The sequence below is a fragment of the Paraglaciecola algarum genome (assembly GCF_021532655.1).
In the GTDB taxonomy this organism is placed as follows: Bacteria; Pseudomonadota; Gammaproteobacteria; order Enterobacterales; family Alteromonadaceae; genus Paraglaciecola; species Paraglaciecola algarum.
Genome location: NZ_JAKGAS010000003.1, coordinates 462,861 through 480,910, shown reverse-complemented (window position 1 = coordinate 480,910; position 18,050 = coordinate 462,861). Strand labels below are relative to the sequence as shown.

Here is an 18,050-nt window from a genome sequence, read left to right as displayed (position 1 = left end):
AACTCAGAAGTGAAACGCATTAGCGGCGATGGTAGTTTGGGGTTTCCCCATGCGAGAGTAGCACACTGCCAGACTCCTATTTAGAAGAAGGGCTATCCAAACGGGTAGCCCTTTTTTGGCTATCTGATGTTTGATTAACGTGAAGTAGTCAAATACACATCCCTGATGATATGCACCCAAACTCGTCATCCATGACTCATTGAAAAGCGGAGCGGAACACATTCCTTAAATTCCCGCTTTTCCCTCCTGCGAGAGTAGACAGGTTTTATGCTCCTGCAAAACCTGCACTTCCTACATCCATGTAGTCGACAGCAGACTCCTATTTAGAAGAAGGGCTATCCGAAAGGGTAGCCCTTTTTTTGCTATCTGGGCTTTAAAGATTTCAAGGTAGGAGTGTGCACATCCATGATGAAGCTCACCCAATCTTGGCATCCATGCCAAGCTGTTAACCTAGCTGGAGCGGTGCTACAGGAAACCCTAGGTTAACCCCTGATGAAGCTCAGCCAAATATGACATCCTTGTCATATTGCAAATGCCTAGCCGAGCAGTGCTCGTCTCAAGACGGCATTTCCCCATGATGAGATGAACCCGGTCTTGCCATCTTTGGTAGGGTATTCAGGCAGACGGCGCATGCGCCTAAATAGACTGCCTTCATCTAATACCAGCATCAATGTTGGGCTATTAAAATAGATGGAGCAGTGCTCAAGAAAACACTAGGTTAACCCATAGTGATGTCGTCCTTCCTAATCTTATATCATGATGGATTGAAATATTTGTTGTTCAGTGTGTGGATTTAAGGGTAATTTGGGAGAAATTGATATGATGATATTAGATCATATCTTTATACGGGTTAGTATGATGTATTTATAATTACTCTGAAGTTTGTTCGCGGCCTAATAGTGATAGTGCAGCTTCTTTAACTGATTTACCTTGATATAAAACTTTGTAGATTTGTTCGCAGATTGGCATTTCTACTTCCATTCTTGCAGCTAAAGCATGAACTTCTTTAGTATTTTTATATCCCTCTACAACTTGGCCTATTTCTTTTATAGCAGCGTCTATGCCTAATCCTTTCCCTAAGGCTAAACCAAAACGTCTATTTCTTGATTGATTATCAGTACAGGTTAATACTAAATCACCTAGTCCAGACATGCCCATAAAAGTAGCAGGTTTTGCACCCATCTCTACACCCAAACGAGTAAGTTCTGCTAGGCCTCGAGTGATTAAGGCTGTTCTGGCGTTTGAGCCAAAACCTAAGCCATCGGCTAACCCAGCGCCTATGGCAATCACATTTTTTACTGCTCCACCAAGTTGAATACCAACAAAGTCATCATTTCGGTAAACCCGAAAAGATTTCGAGCAATGTAATTTATTTGCAAACTCTTCAGCTAATAATTCATTAGTGGAACTGATAGATATTGCCGTGGGTAAGCCTGCTACCATTTCTTTTGCAAATGTGGGGCCTGACAACGCAGCTAAAGGTATATCTTCACCAAGAATATCTATCACTACATTTTGTAGTAATCGACCTGTATTTGGCTCTAGTCCTTTTGTAGCCCATATTATTCGATGTTTAGCAGTCAGGTATGGTTTGATCAAGGTCAGTGTTTCAGCAAATGCATGACTAGGCACAACTACTAAAATATCATGACTAAAATCCAGTGCTTTTTGAATATCTGACTCGACTGTTAATGCTTCAGGAAAGGTCGAATCTGGTAGATATTTGGCATTGGTCCTGGATTTTTCCATTAACTGGGTTTGAACAGGATCTCTACACCATAAAACAGTTTGTACACCGTTTCTTGAAAGACAAAATGCTAGGGCAGTCCCGTAGGAGCCTGCCCCTAAAACACATACTGAATTCATATTAATAGAATTATTATGCGTCTAATTTTTGCGGCGCTTGATCTTGAGATTGCGCTTGTTCTGCTCTTTGTTGCATATATGCGGCAAAGATTTGGTTAAAGTCAACTGGTGCTAAGTTTAACGGAGGGAAAGTACCACGGTTAACTAAATTTGAGATAGTTTCTCTAGCATATGGGAACAAGGTGTTAGGGCAAAAAGCACCTATCATATGAGCCATATTTTGCTCAGGCATGTCACTAATACTGAATACACCTGCTTGTTGAACTTCACATAAAAATGCGGTTTCTTCGCCCAATTTTGCTGTTACTGTTACACTTAAAACCACTTCATAAAGATTATCACCTAAAGGAGTGCTTTTGGTATCTAAATCAAGTTGCACTTCAGGCTTCCATTCTTTTTGGAAGATGGCTGGTGAGTTAGGTGCTTCGAAAGAAATATCTTTAGTAAAGATTCTTTGAATGTTGAATTGTGGTGCTTGTGCTGCATCTGGTTGTGCAACGTTGTCATTTGGTTGATTTTCGTCAGCCATGGAAATTCCTTAAATTTTTATTTTAAATAGCAAATTTAAACGGCAAGTATTGCGTCTAATTTGTTTTGTGATTCTAACGCAAACAAGTCGTCACAACCGCCAATATGTTGATCATTAATAAAGATTTGGGGCACTGTATAGCCACCATTTGCTCTTTCGATCATGACACTGCGTAATTCGGGATTCACGTCAATTTCAATTTCGTTGAATTGAATTTGTTTTTCAGTTAACAGTGCTTTTGCACGATAACAATAAGGACAATGTCCTTTGGTATAAATATCTACTGTTGCCATACATAAACCTGAGTATTATTTATTAATAGGCAGATTCGCACCTTGCCAAGCATTAATGCCACCTTTTAAAACAGATACGTTTTCAAAACCGGCTTTTTGTAATTGCGACGCTGTCCGTTTGGCAGACATACCCATTGCACAGACAACTATGATGGGTTTATTTTTTTGATTTTCAAGAGAGCTAAAGTCTGCTTTTGTGACTAATTCTGCTTTTAGTTGTTTAGAGCCTAAAATATGACCTTTTTTAAAGTCCGCAGAGGGGCGAATGTCTAAAATATAAGCGTCTTCTTTATTCATTAATAAAGTTGCATCATGGGTGCTTAATTCTTTTAATGAAGAAAGTTGGCTGGCAACAGTTGTATAAATAAGTGCAGCTAAAAGTGCTACAAAGGCACCCGATAAAATAAGGTGGTTACCGGCAAACTCTACCAATTGTTCCATAACTAAAGATCTCACTACTATAAATATCTTAAAAAAAGTGCGCAAAGTATAAAGGTTTTATAGGTAGAAACTAGTCCTAGGGCTTAAACATATTTTGTACAGGGAATAACTTATTGTTATCCATTTGGTTTTTGAGGCGATATTGAAGATGACGAGCCAAGCTAGTAAGGATAAGATTAGAGTTATAAGCGTTTTTATAGTTCACTAGATAGGAATAGATCATGAGCCAAGCAAAAAAAACTACAGCACTGATAATTTTGGATGGCTGGGGACACAGAGAAAACAAAGAAAGTAACGCAATTGCTCATGCTAACACACCCGTATTAGACGGTTTGTATGAACAATGTACCAACACTTTGATTTCAGGTTCAGGGTTAGATGTAGGTTTACCTCCTGGTCAAATGGGTAACTCAGAAGTAGGCCACGTAAATTTAGGCGCTGGCCGCGTAGTTTATCAGGACTTTACTCGTGTTACTAAAGCGATTGAAGATGGTGACTTTTTCGAAAACCCCACTTTAGTCGAAAACTTAGATAAAACTATACAAGCAGATAAAGCTGTACATGTAATGGGCTTGTTATCCGCCGGTGGCGTACATAGTCATTGCGACCATATTTTTGCCTTTATCAAAATGGCTGCCAAACGTGGTGCGACTAAAGTGTACTTACATGCTTTTTTGGATGGACGTGATACACCTCCTAGAAGTGCAAAAGGCCCATTAGAGCATGCTGATGCAGTCTTTAAAGAATTAGGCATAGGAAAAACCGCAACAGTTATTGGTCGATACTATGCAATGGATAGAGATGCCAGATGGGATAGGGTAGAAACTGCCTATAATCTAATTGCTAACGCTAAAGGTAGTTGCCAAGCAGATTCAGCTCTTGAAGCGCTAGAAGCATCCTATCGAAGAGATGAAAACGACGAATTCATGCAAGCCACAGTTATTGGTGACGCCGTACCAATTGCGGATGGTGATGGCCTGTTTTTTATGAACTTTAGAGCTGACAGAGCAAGAGAAATTAGTCGTCCGTTTGTGGAGAAAGACTTTAACGAATTTTCTAAAGATAAACATATCGATTTGAGTGCTTTTGTGACTTTAACTCAATATGCAGAAAGTATACCCGCACCATGCGCTTATCCACCAGTGGCTTTGGTCAATGTGATGGGGGATTGGTTAGCGCAGCATAATAAAACCCAACTAAGAATTTCAGAAACTGAAAAATATGCCCATGTGACTTTTTTTTACAGTGGTGGCAAAGAAGACTTGTATGAAGGTGAAGAGCGTATTTTGGTTCCTTCACCTCAAGTGGCTACTTACGATCTGCAACCAGAAATGAATTCTAAAGAATTAACTGACAAGTTAGTCGCTGCTATTGAGTCAGGTAAGTTTGACGCCATTATTTGTAATTATCCTAATGGCGACATGGTGGGTCATACCGGTAATTTTGACGCCGCAGTTAAAGCCGTAGAAGCTGTTGATTCGTGTATTGCGCGAATTGTCGAAGCGATTAATAAAAATGGTGGCGACTGTTTGATCACCGCTGATCATGGTAATGCGGAGCAAATGCAAGATCCTTCAACCGGTCAGGCACATACAGCTCACACTAGTGAGTTAGTCCACTTTATTCATGTAGGTGCTCGTAAAACTCTTGCTAGAACAGGTGGTACCTTAAGTGACGTGGCGCCGACTATGTTACACCTAATGGGAATGGAACAGCCAACAGAAATGACTGGCACACCCATTGTTACTTTAGACTAACGATCCTTAGTTAATGTTGAATCGAATCCAGCCAAACATAAGTACATTAAGTCGTATTTTTTGTTTGGCGTGGATTAGTTTCAGCCTGTTTAGCCTTAATGTACATGGGCAAGATTCCAACGATTTACAATCCATCCAGCAACAGATTAAAATTAAACAAGCTGAATTGGATAGGCAGTTAGCGGAAGCTAAAAAACTGCAAGACAGCTTACAAAAAGCAGAGCTAAAAATAGCCACTACAGCTAAAAGCCTTAATTCAACGCAAGAATCTCTTAGAGATAATCAACAACAACAAAAATCTTTGTTAGCAAAACAACAAGAATATTTAGCCGCTCTTGAGCAACAAAAGTCAGCATTAGCCGCGCAAATCCGCAGCGCTTATATGACTGGCAATTATGACTTTGCCAAAATGTTGTTAAATCAACAGGATGCGGCCAATTTTGAACGTACTATTGTTTATTATCAATATTTGAATAAGGCCAGAAAAGCTGAAATTGATAGTTTTAATTTATTAGTTAAAGAACTGCAGAGTGTTAATGCGCAATTAATAGATAAACAAAAAGAGTTGGAAGACCTTAAATCCCGTCAAGTTAAGCAGCAAAAATCTCTGGCCGCGCAACAAGTTGAGCGCGAAAACACCTTAAGTCGATTACGTAGTTCGATCCAAAGTGATGAATTAAAGATTGCACAGCTACAAATTAACGAAAAGAATTTGATGGATGCGATTGCTCGAGCACAAGCTCAAGTAGAAGCAAAACAAAATATATCATTGACCGGGTTAAATGCCCTTAAAGGCAAGTTATTAATGCCTGCCAAAGGCCAATTACGTAAAATGTTTGGCCGTTTTCGTCAAGGCCAAATTAAATGGAAAGGCATTGTAATTTATGGCAGCGTGGGGAGTCCTGTGGTTGCCATCCATGATGCTAAAGTGCTGTACTCAGATTGGTTAAGAGGCTTCGGATTGGTGACTGTGCTGGATCACGGCAATGGTTATATGAGTTTATACGGGCACAATCAGGCGTTATTAAAACAGGCGGGAGAAACCGTCTCAGCCGGAGAATCAATTGCCTTATTAGGTCAAAGTGGTGGGCAAAGTCGACCTAATTTATACTTTGAAATTCGCCATAAAGGCAAACCGGTTAATCCTACTAGTTGGTTGGATTTATAAATTTGTACTTATTGCTGGTTAATGCTCATAAATAATGAAAAGGTTATTCCCCCATCAATATTTTAGTCATCATTTCGTATCGATTTAAAAAATCTTTGGTTACTTCAAAATGCTCAGTTTTTTCATAAGTTGTTTCATGAATTCCCGATTGATCAAAACGATAAATTTTTGCTCTAGGGTATGCAAGTAAAATGGGGGAGTGGGTGGCAATGATTAGTTGTGAGTTGTCTTTCACTAATTTATGAATGACTGATATTGCGGACATCTGTCTTGTGGGTGATAACGCAGCTTCAGGTTCATCCATTAAATAAAGCCCATTACCTCGTAACTTATTAGTAATGGTTGCCATAAAAGATTCGCCATGGGACTGTTTATGTAAAGATCTTCCTCCATAACCCTGCAAAGTTGGTGACACAAGACTATCCATGTAGGTCGCTACGTTATAAAAGCTTTCTGCTCGTAGAAAATAGTAATCTTTTGGCTTTTTATAACTTTTAATCGTTTTAATATAGTCATCTAGTTCTGAATGGGTTCTATTGGTGGCGAAAGTCGTGTTTTTATTTCCACCTTCTGGATTAATCCCCATAGCTGCGGCAATCGCTTCTAGCAAAGTAGATTTTCCGCTTCCATTTTCACCCACAAAAAATGTTACATCAGGGTGAAACTCTAAAGACGTTAAGTTTTTAATGGTGGGAATACAAAAAGGGAACTCGTCAAAGCTAACTACTTTGTCTTGCATTAACACTATTTCTTGCAGGTAAGGCTTTGGATTTAAACTCATTGAGTACTAACTTCCGGTGTTTGTATCAAATTTTCCACAGACGCGCATAAAGATAAAAATTTGCGGTAGATTTACAATTTTTCATAAAAGCTAGGCATTGCTTGTTGCTCGACTTGCGCTTGCCATCGATCTAGAGCGGGGCTTTTCCAGAATGTTTTTGCAATACTTGATGTAAATGGCCACATCATCCCAAGCACCTTGGCGGCATAAATCTTCGGCTAACAAAAAACTAGGTCCATAAGATGATAGTCTGCAATCGCTAACAACCTTGCCCGATTCTAATAAATGAAAAATTGCTTGTTTTAAATTTTTGTTGTGTAGTGCCACATGACCAAGGGCGGTATGTCCATAATGTTTACTATAAGCGCTTGTTGAAATAGCCTTAGTTAGGTCCCGAGTTTTTGCTCTATCGCCTATAGCTTTGAGTGCCTTATCAAAAAGTTCTTTGCCAGTTTCTGGCCAATCTAGCTTCTCTCCATGCTTTGCGCGCGCAGCTTCAACAATAGCTAAAAGTTCGTTACCCACATTTTCTGCAATTGAGAACTTCTTAGCATCAATAGCAGATATTGAAATCCAAACTAATAAATTTGGCTGCTTGGCTCCCAGTTCTTTCGCTTTCAAGTAATAATTTAATCGTTCCTTGGCATCTAACGTATAGCGCCCTAAATCTACCCATACGTCAGGTTCTGTGGGATTGTTGTTAGCAAAATTCTGTAGGGCGTTAGTAGACAATATTGGAGCAAAGGTACTGTAAAAATTAGCCACACCTTGGACTATTTTTAGATTGTTCGGCTGAGCAGTTAAGTGTTGCTTCCAGATGTTTTCTACTTGTTTAAATTCTTTAGGGAATTTCTCATGGTTAATATAAACCCACGGGCAACGTGAACTTGCGTGTGTTGGATATAAAGTAATATAAGTTAATATATGTTTAACTTTATTTCGATGAGAATGAAAGTCTGGTGTGGCGTATGCCATTAACAACTGACCCAAAATATCTTCTGAATCAGGTTCCCGTTTTATTTTTTCTTCAAAAGTTAATATGTTTGTGGGTAAATCTTCCATAATTTAATTCTTACTTTAGTTTTTTTGTTTAAATTAATAGTCACTTAAGAACTTCAGATAGACAGAATATAAATAAAGCCTCTAGTAATCCACTTTTATCTATTTATAATCCAATTATCGCTTTGGTCTTTGTAAAATAATAATAAAAACATGCGCTTATTCATCTTTACAATTCTTTTGCTTTTTACTGCATTTTCTAACGCTGCGCAGATATCTTTGATCATTGACGATATGGGCAATAATAAAAAGGAAGAAGCTGCGTTTTTACTACCAGCCGAAGTCACTTTTGCAATCTTACCCAATAAAAACTTATCCCAAATATTTTCAAATCGAGCCGCTAAGCAAGAAAGAGAAGTGATTTTACATATGCCCATGGAATCTTTGGCTAGGGTTAATCAAGAGGAAGGAGTCTTGTTGTCGAGCATGCAACCCAATGAAATTGTGGAAACATTAAAAGCTGCATTAAAAACGGTTCCCCATGCTGTTGGGGTGAATAACCATATGGGAAGTCGTTTAACTCAGTTAACTATGCCTATGTCTGTGACTATGGAATATCTATCAAAACGAGGTTTATTTTTTGTTGACAGTAGAACCACTAGATATAGTAAAGCGGAACAAATAGCGAATAAGTCTGGCGTATTAAACACTAAACGCAATGTATTTTTGGATCACAATTTACAGCCTAAAAAAATCGAACAAGAGTTTCATCGATTAATTATGTTAGCTAAAAAGTATGGGCATGCAGTCGGTATTGCTCATCCTCATGCGCAAACTTTGAATTACCTGCAAAAACATCTGCCTAGCATAGAAAAGCATGGTGTATCTTTGGTTAAATTAAGTGATTTAGTCTCTCAGTCTTCACAATTAGTTAAGATTGCTGATAGCGAATCTGCCACACCAATTCTTTAAGGAGTTTTCATGGCCGCTGCAAATTTATTGGCGTTATTCGATGACATAGCCGTTTTATTAGATGATGTGGCAGTGCTGTCTAAAGTGGCTGCTAAGAAAACCGCTGGGGTGTTAGGTGATGATTTAGCCCTTAACGCAGAGCAAGTATCTGGCGTCAGAGCCGAACGAGAGTTACCTGTGGTTTGGGCAGTCGCTAAAGGTTCGTTTTTAAATAAGTTGATTTTAGTGCCTTCAGCTTTGTTAATCAGCGCATTTTTACCTTGGCTGATCACTGTGCTGTTGGTAATCGGCGGTTTGTATTTATGTTTTGAGGGTGTTGAGAAGTTGGCTCATAAATTTTTGCATTCAAAAGAAGAGTTAGAAAACGAGCACAAGCAAAAACTGCAAGCTGTGGCTGATCCAAAGGTAAATTTAGTGGCATTAGAAAAGGCCAAAATAAAAGGCGCAATACGCACAGATTTCATATTATCAGCCGAGATAGTGGTAATTGTTTTAGGTACAGTACAAGCTGAACCTTTTATGACCCAAGTGACTGTGGTGTCTGCATTAGCTCTAGCCATTACAATAGGCGTTTATGGTTTGGTAGCAGGGATAGTTAAGCTAGATGATGCCGGTTTGTATTTGCTCAGGCGTTCATTATCTGGCTCAATGCAAGCTTTTAATCGGTTTGCTGGTCGCAGTTTGTTAATTATCGCTCCGTTACTAATGAAGACCTTAGCCATAGTGGGAACCGCAGCAATGTTCTTGGTGGGCGGCGGAATAGTGGTGCATAGTATTCCTATTATTCATCATCTTGTTGCACCTGTTTTGCATAGCGTAGAATCTATTTCAGTGGTGTCTATGGTAGCGCCGATTTTAATGGATGGTTTTATAGGCATGGTTGCAGGGATAATAGTGTTGAGTGTATTTATGTTTGGAAAAAAACTTTTTAATAAATAAATAAATAAATAAATAAATAAATAAATAAATAAATAAATAAATAAATAAATAAATAAATAAATAAATAAAAGTCCCTAAAATAATTACTTCAGTTTTTGCTTGCTAATTTAATGAAATGTTATACTATAACGCTCCGTTAGGTTAAGGTAACGCTTGTGCAAAATAAAGCTATGCAAAACACAGAAGATAAAACGTTCTTAGACAAACTAGGCATTTTTGCCTCGGGTTTGTGTGCGTTGCATTGTCTGTCTTTGCCTATTTTAATTCCATTATTGCCTTTTGTGGGTTCACTCTTTTTTGCTCAAGACTGGTTTGAAAAAACGATTTTGTCTATGTCTATGGTAGTTGGTTTTTGGGCATTGTTCATCGGGTTTTACCGTTACCATAGGCAAATATATCCTCTGTATAGCCTGATGTTAGGCGGCCTAATCTATTGGAATAAAGATATCTTTGGCGAATCATATGAGCCATTTACTATTGCCATTGGTGCATTTTTGATTATTGGTGCCCATTTAACCAATCTTAAACTATGCAAAAGTTGCCAAAGCTGTGAATCAGAGTCAGGCTGTGGGGCTAGCTCAGAAAGCTAAGTTGTAATTATTCAGCTCGTCGCCACATAGTTCAACTTCTATGTTCGAAATGCTCAAGTAGTACTCGTACGTTCCTCGCTTCTGCTTTGAGTTTGAACAATATGGCATAGATTTGAACCATTACGGGAATAAGCTGAATAGTTACATTTGGTTTAAGGTTATTAGAGCTTTTCTTGGCCCATTACAAAACACTGCATCCACTCCCCATTCTTTTAATTGTATTAGCTCCCTTGCATTATCTACCGTATAAACCATTACTTTTAAGCCTCTGTTTTTAGCATCTGCAATATACTTTTGATCCAATACACTCATATCTATGTTTACAGAATAAGCCTTTAATTTTTCAGCAAAAGCTGCGTAGGTAAGTGGCTTACTGGCAGTTAATGCGCCAATTTTAATATTTGGTTCAAGTGCACTAAATTCCAGCAAAAAATGATGGTTGAAGGAAGATACTATAAATTGGTCTAACCTAAAGTTGAGCTCTGTCTTTGCACGGTGAATATAGCTAACTAATAACTGTGGCTCTACATGACCTTTAACTTCTATGTTAACCAAACATTGGCCATCTATTAACTCTAATACTTGCCATAAGGTAGGTATGGTTTGTTCTTGTCCTGCATCAAGCCTGTGTAATTCTTGTATGCTTTGATCTTGTAGTAAACCTGAGCCATTGGTTGTTCTTGATAATACACGGTCGTGAAATACTACTAGCTCATTGCCGATTTGTTGCACATCAAATTCAATTCCGTCAGCCTGTTGAGCTACCGCTGTGCGCATGGCGAGCAAGGTGTTTTCAGGTGCATCTGCACTTGCACCCCTATGAGCGAAAACTAACATAAGGATTATTGTCCTTTATCAGGCGTTATTTACCGTGTAATTTTTGTGCGTTGTAAGTTTCATATATTGCAGCAGACACTATCATTATTCCACCTAATAATGTTTGCCAATTAGGTTGTTCGTTTAGGATAATAATGGCCATAATGGTGCCCCAAAAGGGTTGCATGCAGGCAACTAAAGAGAAGGTTTTAGCACGTAAGTGTCGTAAACTGGCGGCAATAAGTGCATGAGGAAATGCGGTGAGCGCTGTACCTAAAACAAATAGCCAAATGTAAGTATGTTGGTCTGCTTCATATAGTTGATCTGATGAGAAAAAACTCAAACAAACAAAAATGACTAAGGTCTGATATGCCATGGCATGGGCACCAGAATAATGGGAAAAGTGTTTACGATGGATTAAGTTACGAAATGCGTACAAAATAGCCGATACGACGCCAATCATTATGCCTAAAGTGGTGTCATTACTTAGGGATACCTCTGGAATGAGCAAACCAATGCCACACAAAACAATCAATGCACTTAACAAGTCTTGCCAAACTAAGCGTATTTTTTCGAAAAAAGGTTCGAGTAATACGGTAATAACCGGGAAAGTAAACAAGGCAATCATGCCCACAGATACACTGGAGTATTGCATTGCAGCAAAATAGGTGACCCAATGTGCGGTCATTAATAATCCTAGTACTAGCGCAACCATGTAGTCCTTTGCACTATACAAAGATAACCTTCGGCCAGTTATTTTAACTATCGCTACCAGCATAATACAGGCAATGATCGAACGGCCGAATGTAATATCAATAGCCGACAAAGGAATAATTTTCGAAAATAGCCCAGTGGCACCTAACAATACAACAGTGAAGTGTAAAGATATCAGGCTTTTTTTAACGGGATCCACTAACTTAATTCAATGCAGTTGCAAAAACGTCGCCAAGGCGTGTTACGTCTCCAGCACTTAATTCAGCTAACTCAATGGCGTTTGGTTCAAAACACGCCACTATAGTTGAACCTAATTTGAATCGGCCCATTTCTTGACCTTTTTCGATGAACACTGAGTTGTCACCAGAAGTTGGATATCTCCAATGTTGAACATTTTTTCCTGTAGGAGGTGAGACAGTTCCTGCCCAAGTGGTTTCGATACTGGCTACAATTGTTGCTCCTACTAACACCATAGCGAATTTGCCGACTTTTGTGTCAAATATTGCGACCACTCTTTCGTTTCTAGCAAATAACCCAGGAACACGCTCTGCGGTTAATGGACTTACTGAAAATAATTCTCCTGGCACATAAATCATGTCAGTTAATTGGCCATCAATTGGCATATGAATACGGTGGTAATCTTTTGGAGATAAATAAACAGTAGCAAATTTGCCATTTAAAAAAGGTTGGGCTAATTCAGGTTTGCCACCCAATAAAGACGTTAAGCTGTAATCATGGCCTTTGGCTTGAAATATTGCATCATGTTTGATGTCTCCAAGTTGACTGACTGCCCCATCAACAGGATGAGCCAGTTGTTTTTCGTCAGAGCAAATTGTTCTGGCATCTGCACTAAGTTCACGGGTAAAAAAGTCGTTAAACGAGGCATAAGATTCAGGATTTGAGTTGAGTGCTTCACTCATATCAACTTTGTATTGTTTTATAAATAACTTAATTAATGCCGTAGTGAATACACCAGCTTCGGCTGCCGCCAACTTACCCACCAATCTTGATAACAGGTGTTTGGGCATAATATATTGCAATGCAATTTTCAAAGAATCTAACAAAGTGAGTGTCCTAATTTACGATTTTACCGAGAAGAATTGTACCTAAATAATAGTACTTGTGTGAGTTAAGCTAAGTCCAACTAGCTATATGCTAGTTAAAATTTTAGTGCTTTATATCTACTAGTTATTTCACCGAATAACTCATTAGGGTTTGGCATGTGAAGGGCGTAATTCATCCATGTTAGATAAAATTTTATGGTAACTTTGATAACGTTGTTGGCTAATCTTTCCTTGCTCTACGGCCTCTTTTAATAAACACCCTGGATCATTACCGTGTTTGCAGTCTCTAAATTTACAGCCACCTAAATAATCTCTAAACTCTTTAAATCCGTTGGTCAATCTTTCAGTAGGCAAATGCCATAAGGCAAATTCACGTACTCCTGGAGAGTCAATTAAATCTCCGCCTGCAGGAAAATGTAATAGTTTAGCAGTGGTTGTAGTGTGTTGGCCGAGGCCTGAGTTGTCAGAAATATCACCGATTATTTCATCTGTCGCTTCTGGCAGTAAGGCATTTATCAAACTTGATTTACCTACACCAGATTGACCGACAAACACACTAACTTTGTCTTTTAAACTAGCTGCAAGTTGTTCTAAACCTGTTAGTGTTTTACAGCTGGTGTAAATTATTTGGTAACCAATATCTCGATAAATATTCAGTTGCACTTCTACTTCAGCCCGCTCTTCGGCCGTTAACAATTCAACTTTGTTAAGCAGAATAACAGGTGTGATTTCAACATCTTCAGAGGCGACTAAATAACGGTCAATAATGTTTAGAGACAAGCTAGGCAATACAGAGCTAACAATTATGATCTGATCAATGTTGGCCGCAACAGGCTTTACTCCATCGTAAAAATCTGGACGGGTCAGTACTGATTTTCTATCTTCTACTGCTTCGATAATGCCACTAATACTTAATGATTGATCTTTACCGGGGCGAAACAATACTTGGTCACCGCACACTACGCTGCTAATAGTGCGGCGCATGTGGCATCTATGAATAATTGACGCTTGATCTTCTACGTCGGCATGTTTGCCAAACCTGCCGATTACACGGCCCGATTGTTGTTCAGCAAATTGGTTGTCTTCCATTTCACTGGTAGCAGTGTTTTTTGACAGGCGTTTTGAGCGATTGACTGAAACTTGGCGTTTCTGTTTTTTGGTAAGTTTTGGTTTTTTTGCCACGTTTTTCTATAGAGCCTGTTGAGTTTCTAGTATCATGGTAACGTTTGAAACGTTTTATACCAAATAGTATTGAAAAATAAGCTCGAATAAAAACGTATTGAATCAATCATATCGCATAATTATGCTCAAAAATTTTTTATACGCCTTAGGAGCCACAATGTCTGTAGACAATGAAAACTTAGTTTGGATCGACATGGAAATGACCGGGCTTGAGCCAGAAACTGATGTTGTGTTGGAAATAGCCACTATAGTGACGGATAAAAATCTTAATATTGTGGCTGAAGGCCCAGTGTTAGCTATTCATCAAAGTGACGACATATTAAATAATATGAGCCAGTGGTGTATCGACGTACATGGAAAGTCTGGACTAACTGCTCGCTGTCGAGCCAGCCAAGTGTCTGAACAGCAGGCGGTACAACAAACCATTAAGTTTTTAGAACAATATGTGCCTAAAGGTGTATCACCGCTTTGCGGCAATACTATTGGCCAAGATAGGCGTTTCTTAGTGAAATATATGCCAGAACTTGAAGAGTATTTTCATTATCGAAATATTGATGTCAGCACTATTAAAGAATTAGTGCGCCGTTGGAAACCAGAATTGTTAGAAGGTTTTACAAAAAAAGGCGTGCATTTAGCTTTAGATGATATTCGTGAGTCCATCGCCGAAATGGTGTATTACCGTGAATATGTGTTTGTCATCTAAATTTGGTTAAAGCGTAAACATATTTAAATAAAATTTGAAAAAATATAATTTAGTACTTGCAACCAACATTATTTTTTGTAAAATGCGCCTCCGTTTTAGACATCTCTTGTTTAAAACGGAATGACCATGAAAAGTGTACGTAGTACATCATCATTATGCGGGACAAAATTGTCAGGAACAATTTTGAACATCTGAAAGATGGCCTGCAAGGCAAAATACAGGACGTATTTTGTAATAGCTCAGGAACTGAGCAATGACCATGAAAAGTGTACGTAGTACATCATCATTATGCGGGAATAGCTCAGTGGTAGAGCACAACCTTGCCAAGGTTGGGGTCGCGAGTTCGAATCTCGTTTCCCGCTCCAATATTTACCTTCAATTATTAATTTCAACTCAATTTTGTCAATTTAACCTACTATTGAATATTTATGCGCTTTTCAGTGCGCTAAATTGGTGCTTTATGTGTCTTTTTTGGTGCGTTAGCTGGTGGTGTAGCCAAATTTAAAGGAATTAAGATAGAATTTTTGAACCAATTCAGTACTGTGACAATTACTAAATGCAAAAACTCGCATAAGAATTAGGTAATTATGCACTTTAGTTACAATTTGCTGCACTTTTCGTACTGATAATTCAAAGTTATGGGCATAGAATGTGCAAAACATTTTATTTAACGTAGTTGTACCATCCTATTGGAATCATAAATGAACACACATAAAACATTATTCAAATATTCAGCTATTGCTTTGGCTATGTCTTCAATATTACTGACACCCAAATCTATCGCTCAAGCAGCACCTAAGGTAGATAACCAAATTGAAAAAATTGAAATTACCGCTACACGGCGCACCGGTACTGTGCAAGATGCCCCTTTGAACATTACTGCTTTAACATCAGATACGTTAGCGGAACAAAATATTGGAGATTTGGAAGATGTTGCTCGTTGGGTTCCTGGGTTGACAGTGGTTGATCAAGGTGGGCGTAATGATTCCCCAATAATTGTCCGTGGTTTGAACACCAATACATCAGGACCAGGTTCTGATGGCGAGACTGTGGCAACTTATGTTGGTGAAATCCCTCTATTTATAAATATGCGATTAAATGATATCGAACGTGTAGAGGTATTGATTGGCCCCCAAGGAACTTTATATGGTGCAGGTACTTTAGGTGGTGCGATTCGTTATATTCCTAAGCAAGTTGAGTTAGATCTTACTGAAGGAAAAATTTACGGAGATTTGTTTTCACAATCTGAAAGTAGTTCTATAGGTGGGGAGGCTGGGTTTGTATTTAATGCGCCGCTAATTGATGATGTATTAGGTTTAAGGATGTCTTTAAACAAATTAAATGATCCAGGCTTTATCGATTACAATTATGTTGTGAAAGAAGGTGGGGTGTCATTGCCGGATCCTGATTGGTCAAACCAAAATGATGTCGATCAAAATATTCGTCGAGTAGAAGATGTAAACGGTGAAGATACCCTTACTGCAAAAGTCGCTTTACGTTGGAAACCTACTGATTCTTTTGATGCAACTTTGTCATACTTTTATCAAAACCAAGACGTTGAAGGACGATCTATTTCTCATTATGGTTCTTTAGCTGACACTAATCCTTTATCTGGTTTAGTTGGTAAATATGAATCAGCCTATCGTTATGAAGAACCTCGTGAAAAAGAAGATTCGTTGCTTAGCCTAGAAATAAAGGCTGATCTGGGATTTGCAGAACTGGTTTCTGCAACGGGCCAGTCTGGATACGAGGCCGATGGTCAGCGTGATCAAACTGATTTACTTATCGGGTTAGACTATAGTTATGAAGAATTCCCTGCCTTTTCGTCTTTTACTCGTGAACTAGATAAGATTGATATATTTACCCAAGAGTTGCGCTTAGTTTCGCAAAGTGATACTGATTTATCTTGGATTATAGGTGGCTATTATTACAAAGTGGAATCCGAAGGTATTAGTAAGGAGTTTACTCCGGGTTTTGACGAATACGTGGTCAATGTTTGGGAGACTGGCGGTAATTTGCGTCCTGATTCACTTGAGTATTACTCGGTAGATTTCATAGACTCTTCTGAAAAAGCCTTATTTGGTGAATTAAGTTATCAATTTAATGACAAGCTTAACTTTACATTAGGCGCAAGGTTTTATGAATATGAAGTTGCCATTCAGTCAGATGTAGACTTTCCATTATTATATACGTCTATAACAGTTGAAGATGGTTACGATGATTTTCGGACCGGTGATGAAGTTATATTAAATTTATTAGATGTTTCCGATGAAGATAGTGGTAGTTTACTTAAATTTAATACTAGCTATCAGTTTACAAATGATGTTTTAGGTTATGCAACCATAAGCGAAGGATTCAGAATTGGTGGAGCTAATAGTGTTGGGGCTTGTGATCCAAATGCTTCACCTGATACTCAACAAGTTTGTGCATTAGCATTTGAACAAACATTTGATGCAGATACGACGACTAATTATGAATTGGGTTTTAAGAGTTCGTGGTTACGAAACAAATTATATTTTAATGCTGCAATATTTAACGTGGATTGGGATGATGCTCAAGTTGCTGGTGCTACTCTTAATGGATCTCAACCGATTACAACTAATGCTGGTAAAGCTAATTCAAAAGGGTTAGAACTATCTAGTAGAGCAATTATTAGTAATGAATTAAGTATGTATGCTACCTATTCATTCACTAAAGCAGAATTGAGAGAAAACGTATTAGGGCTGTTTGGAAATGGTGATGGTGATGGGGCTGCTGATGGAGATGGTGATATCGACGCCATGAGCGGTGATCGTTTGCCGGGGTCACCAGAGCACCAATTCTCATTTGGTTTCAAATATACGACTGAAATTTTAGATGGGAAACTGCTTGATCTAGTGTACGGTTTGACTGCTCAAAGTGATGTGATTACTCAAATTGGAAATCGAGAAAGTGGAGACGTCCTAGGTGGATATAGTCTTAATAATTTAAGTGCTTCTATTTCAGATGATAATTGGGCGGTGACTTTTTACGTAGATAATATGTTCGATAAATATGCTTTTGTGTCTTCAAGGACTAATAAAGGCGATATTGGTTTAGCGGTAAGTCCCGATGTAAATAGTAATGGAGTGGATATATTACGTAGTTATGGGCATTATTTGTTGTCCCCTCGTAAAGTAGGCTTGAAATTTACTTATGACTTTGAATTATAAAGCCTGAGCTATACCAAGGAGGCACATAATGTGCCTCTTTTTTTG

17 protein-coding genes, 1 tRNA gene and 1 rRNA gene are annotated in these 18,050 nt (G+C 38.5%); 9 read left to right on the top strand and 10 right to left on the bottom strand.

The features are described 5' to 3' along the window. A 5S ribosomal RNA gene (rrf, locus tag L0668_RS21000) occupies positions 1–74 on the top strand; the annotation flags it as partial. Between the two features lie 796 nt (positions 75–870). Here rrf and gpsA read toward each other — a convergent pair. The 4 genes from gpsA to L0668_RS08285 are packed head-to-tail and all read right to left on the bottom strand — an operon-like array spanning position 871 to position 3,129. Beyond that, positions 871–1,866: an NAD(P)H-dependent glycerol-3-phosphate dehydrogenase gene (gene gpsA / locus L0668_RS08300; protein WP_235311693.1), complete on the bottom strand. Its 996-nt coding sequence runs from the start codon at positions 1,864–1,866 to the stop codon at positions 871–873. A gap of 13 nt (positions 1,867–1,879) precedes the next feature. Further along, positions 1,880–2,395, bottom strand: coding sequence for a protein-export chaperone SecB (secB, locus tag L0668_RS08295; RefSeq protein ID WP_235311691.1), 516 nt, complete (start codon positions 2,393–2,395; stop codon positions 1,880–1,882). A gap of 35 nt (positions 2,396–2,430) precedes the next feature. Continuing rightward, entirely contained in the window at positions 2,431–2,688 is a 258-nt protein-coding gene (gene grxC / locus L0668_RS08290; RefSeq protein ID WP_235311689.1) for a glutaredoxin 3, read from the bottom strand. 15 nt (positions 2,689–2,703) lie between these two features. Further along, complete coding sequence (locus tag L0668_RS08285; protein WP_235311688.1) at positions 2,704–3,129, bottom strand: rhodanese-like domain-containing protein; 426 nt, start codon at positions 3,127–3,129, stop codon at positions 2,704–2,706. A gap of 221 nt (positions 3,130–3,350) precedes the next feature. Between L0668_RS08285 and gpmI the strand changes: the two genes are divergently transcribed. Both gpmI and L0668_RS08275 read left to right on the top strand, forming a co-directional pair. After that, on the top strand, positions 3,351–4,886 hold the full coding sequence (gene gpmI / locus L0668_RS08280) for a 2,3-bisphosphoglycerate-independent phosphoglycerate mutase (RefSeq protein WP_235311686.1): 1,536 nt from the start codon (positions 3,351–3,353) through the stop codon (positions 4,884–4,886). 13 nt (positions 4,887–4,899) lie between these two features. Continuing rightward, positions 4,900–6,054: a murein hydrolase activator EnvC family protein gene (locus L0668_RS08275; RefSeq protein WP_235311684.1), complete on the top strand. Its 1,155-nt coding sequence runs from the start codon at positions 4,900–4,902 to the stop codon at positions 6,052–6,054. Positions 6,055–6,097: 43 nt separating this feature from the next. Here the strand turns inward: L0668_RS08275 and L0668_RS08270 are convergent, their stop codons facing one another. Both L0668_RS08270 and L0668_RS08265 read right to left on the bottom strand, forming a co-directional pair. Next, the gene (locus L0668_RS08270) at positions 6,098–6,835 is read right to left on the bottom strand and encodes an AAA family ATPase (RefSeq protein WP_235311682.1); all 738 of its coding nucleotides are present in this window, start codon (positions 6,833–6,835) and stop codon (positions 6,098–6,100) included. Between the two features lie 90 nt (positions 6,836–6,925). Next, positions 6,926–7,897, bottom strand: coding sequence for a hypothetical protein (locus L0668_RS08265; protein WP_235311680.1), 972 nt, complete (start codon positions 7,895–7,897; stop codon positions 6,926–6,928). 150 nt (positions 7,898–8,047) lie between these two features. Here L0668_RS08265 and L0668_RS08260 point away from each other — a divergent pair, with 150 nt between their 5' ends. From L0668_RS08260 to L0668_RS08250, 3 genes are all read left to right on the top strand, one after another. Continuing rightward, a complete protein-coding gene (locus L0668_RS08260) occupies positions 8,048–8,806 on the top strand; it encodes a divergent polysaccharide deacetylase family protein (RefSeq protein WP_235311679.1) in 759 nt (252 codons plus the stop codon). Positions 8,807–8,815: 9 nt separating this feature from the next. Next, the gene (locus L0668_RS08255) at positions 8,816–9,745 is read left to right on the top strand and encodes a DUF808 domain-containing protein (protein WP_235311678.1); all 930 of its coding nucleotides are present in this window, start codon (positions 8,816–8,818) and stop codon (positions 9,743–9,745) included. A 170-nt stretch (positions 9,746–9,915) separates the two neighbouring features. After that, positions 9,916–10,335, top strand: coding sequence for a MerC domain-containing protein (locus tag L0668_RS08250; RefSeq protein ID WP_235311714.1), 420 nt, complete (start codon positions 9,916–9,918; stop codon positions 10,333–10,335). Between the two features lie 141 nt (positions 10,336–10,476). On the opposite strand, the gene L0668_RS08245 is transcribed toward L0668_RS08250, so the two are convergent. From L0668_RS08245 to rsgA, 4 genes are all read right to left on the bottom strand, one after another. Further along, positions 10,477–11,172 (bottom strand): glycerophosphodiester phosphodiesterase, encoded by a 696-nt coding sequence (locus L0668_RS08245; RefSeq protein ID WP_235311677.1) that lies wholly within the window; start codon positions 11,170–11,172, stop codon positions 10,477–10,479. Positions 11,173–11,197: 25 nt separating this feature from the next. Next, the gene (locus tag L0668_RS08240; protein ID WP_235311675.1) at positions 11,198–12,064 is read right to left on the bottom strand and encodes a DMT family transporter; all 867 of its coding nucleotides are present in this window, start codon (positions 12,062–12,064) and stop codon (positions 11,198–11,200) included. Positions 12,065–12,068: 4 nt separating this feature from the next. After that, positions 12,069–12,929 carry an archaetidylserine decarboxylase gene (gene asd, locus L0668_RS08235; RefSeq protein WP_235311672.1) on the bottom strand — a complete coding sequence of 287 codons (861 nt, stop codon included), beginning with the start codon at positions 12,927–12,929 and terminating at the stop codon, positions 12,069–12,071. 144 nt (positions 12,930–13,073) lie between these two features. Next, the gene (rsgA, locus tag L0668_RS08230) at positions 13,074–14,111 is read right to left on the bottom strand and encodes a small ribosomal subunit biogenesis GTPase RsgA (RefSeq protein ID WP_235311670.1); all 1,038 of its coding nucleotides are present in this window, start codon (positions 14,109–14,111) and stop codon (positions 13,074–13,076) included. Positions 14,112–14,268: 157 nt separating this feature from the next. Here rsgA and orn point away from each other — a divergent pair, with 157 nt between their 5' ends. The 3 genes from orn (at position 14,269) to L0668_RS08215 (ending at position 18,005) form a co-directional block, all read left to right on the top strand. Beyond that, on the top strand, positions 14,269–14,814 hold the full coding sequence (gene orn / locus L0668_RS08225; protein WP_235311669.1) for an oligoribonuclease: 546 nt from the start codon (positions 14,269–14,271) through the stop codon (positions 14,812–14,814). 290 nt (positions 14,815–15,104) lie between these two features. Beyond that, positions 15,105–15,179 (top strand) — tRNA-Gly (locus L0668_RS08220). Positions 15,180–15,515: 336 nt separating this feature from the next. Next, on the top strand, positions 15,516–18,005 hold the full coding sequence (locus L0668_RS08215) for a TonB-dependent receptor (protein WP_235311667.1): 2,490 nt from the start codon (positions 15,516–15,518) through the stop codon (positions 18,003–18,005). Positions 18,006–18,050 lie beyond the last annotated feature (45 nt).

Excerpts from the sequence above, each read along its gene's own strand:
- gpsA (WP_235311693.1), bottom strand. The coding sequence starts at position 1,866 with ATGAATTCAGTATGTGTTTTAGGGGCAGGCTCCTACGGGACTGCCCTA.
- secB (WP_235311691.1), bottom strand. The coding sequence starts at position 2,395 with ATGGCTGACGAAAATCAACCAAATGACAACGTTGCACAACCAGATGCA.
- grxC (WP_235311689.1), bottom strand. The coding sequence starts at position 2,688 with ATGGCAACAGTAGATATTTATACCAAAGGACATTGTCCTTATTGTTAT.
- L0668_RS08285 (WP_235311688.1), bottom strand. The coding sequence starts at position 3,129 with ATGGAACAATTGGTAGAGTTTGCCGGTAACCACCTTATTTTATCGGGT.
- gpmI (WP_235311686.1), top strand. The coding sequence starts at position 3,351 with ATGAGCCAAGCAAAAAAAACTACAGCACTGATAATTTTGGATGGCTGG.
- L0668_RS08275 (WP_235311684.1), top strand. The coding sequence starts at position 4,900 with ATGTTGAATCGAATCCAGCCAAACATAAGTACATTAAGTCGTATTTTT.
- L0668_RS08270 (WP_235311682.1), bottom strand. The coding sequence starts at position 6,835 with ATGAGTTTAAATCCAAAGCCTTACCTGCAAGAAATAGTGTTAATGCAA.
- L0668_RS08265 (WP_235311680.1), bottom strand. The coding sequence starts at position 7,897 with ATGGAAGATTTACCCACAAACATATTAACTTTTGAAGAAAAAATAAAA.
- L0668_RS08260 (WP_235311679.1), top strand. The coding sequence starts at position 8,048 with ATGCGCTTATTCATCTTTACAATTCTTTTGCTTTTTACTGCATTTTCT.
- L0668_RS08255 (WP_235311678.1), top strand. The coding sequence starts at position 8,816 with ATGGCCGCTGCAAATTTATTGGCGTTATTCGATGACATAGCCGTTTTA.
- L0668_RS08250 (WP_235311714.1), top strand. The coding sequence starts at position 9,916 with ATGCAAAACACAGAAGATAAAACGTTCTTAGACAAACTAGGCATTTTT.
- L0668_RS08245 (WP_235311677.1), bottom strand. The coding sequence starts at position 11,172 with ATGTTAGTTTTCGCTCATAGGGGTGCAAGTGCAGATGCACCTGAAAAC.
- orn (WP_235311669.1), top strand. The coding sequence starts at position 14,269 with ATGTCTGTAGACAATGAAAACTTAGTTTGGATCGACATGGAAATGACC.
- L0668_RS08215 (WP_235311667.1), top strand. The coding sequence starts at position 15,516 with ATGAACACACATAAAACATTATTCAAATATTCAGCTATTGCTTTGGCT.